We start from the raw sequence: 1,438 nt of genomic DNA, 5'->3' as shown, positions 1-1,438 counted from the left end.
TCTCGTGACCACTCGGGATCGCGGTCTCGCGCCGATCGAGGCCGTGTCGCCACGGCCGTCGGAGATTCCGCTGTCGTTCGCGCAGTCGCGGATGTGGTTCATCAACCAGTTCGAACCCGGGACCGCCACCTACAACATCCCGGCGCTCCTGCGACTTCGCGGAACGCTTGACCTCGTCGCCCTGCGCCACGCTGTCGAAGACGTGGTCGCTCGCCACGAGGTGCTGCGGACGACATTCCCCGCCGTCGACGGAACCCCGGTGCAGATGATCCACCCGGCGCACCGCGTCGCAGCGGAACTCGACTTTGCCGTCGTCTCAGACGAACAGGCCCTCGCCGACGCCGTGGGCACCGGATTCAACGTCACCGAATCACTGCCACTCAGGGTGCGCGTCGCACCGGTGGGTCCCGACGAGCACATCGTTGCCCTCGTCGCCCACCACATCGCGGCAGACGGTGAGTCGATGCGTCCGCTCGTGGCCGATCTGGTCACGGCGTACGTCGCACGTTCGGCGGGAACGACGCCCGAATTCGTCCCGCTGGCAGTGCAATTCGCCGACTACGCGATCTGGCAGCACCATGTGCTCGGTGATCCCGCAGATCCCGAATCGGTGGTGGGGCGACAGCTCACGCACTGGGTCGCGGAGCTCGCGGGGCTCCCCGACGTCATCGATCTGCCGACGGATCGTCCACGTCCGCGAGTCGCAAGTCATCGCGGTGCTCGCATGCAGGTGGCCATCCCCGCGGAGGTCGCAGATCGGATCGCTGCGACAGCGGCGGAACGGGGCGTCACCGCGTTCATGGTTGTCCACGCCGCGCTGTCGGTACTGCTCGCGCGCCTGTCGGGAAGCACCGACATCGCCGTCGCGACACCGGTTGCCGGGCGCGGACACACAGTGCTCGATCCGCTCGTCGGCATGTTCGTCAACACCCTCGTACTGCGCACCGAGGTCGACCCAGGTGAATCGTTCGTCGACCTGCTCGACCGGATTCGGGTGACCGACCTCGATGCGTTCACTCACGCCGACGTCCCATTCGAGACCATCGTCGACGCGCTGGATCCGGTGCGCTCCGAGGCGTTCGCGCCGCTGGCTCAGGTCATGCTCTCGCTGGAGACGGGCGCGGTCGCCGATCCCACGGTGCGCGTCGACGCGCTCGAGGTGGAGCCGGTCGACGTCCCAAGCGTCCCGGCGCAACTCGACCTCGCTCTCACGGTGACGACGGCGCCGTCCGGCGATGACTGGCAGTGCTCGATCGTCTATGCCACCGACCTGTTCGACGACGTGACCATCTCGACATTCGCCGACCGCTACCTCGCGTTGTTGGCCGGTTTGACGGCGGCCCCGGCAGACGCCGTCGGCGATACGACGTTGATCTCGCCTGCCGAAACGGCGGCCGTCCTGTCCGCCGCGACCGGACCGATCACGGAGCCGATCGCA

The 1,438-nt window shown here is 67.7% G+C and carries 1 protein-coding gene; it reads left to right on the top strand.

Features of this window, described 5'->3' with window-relative positions; all coding sequences use genetic code 11:
- Positions 1-1,438 (top strand): condensation domain-containing protein (locus ACRVY7_RS22565; protein ID WP_431818712.1); only part of this gene is annotated, 1,438 nt, incomplete at both ends.

Origin of the sequence: Gordonia jacobaea, assembly GCF_965344965.1 — a bacterium.
GTDB classification, from domain to species: domain Bacteria; phylum Actinomycetota; class Actinomycetes; order Mycobacteriales; family Mycobacteriaceae; genus Gordonia; species Gordonia jacobaea.
This window is presented reverse-complemented; position numbering and strand designations above follow the sequence as displayed.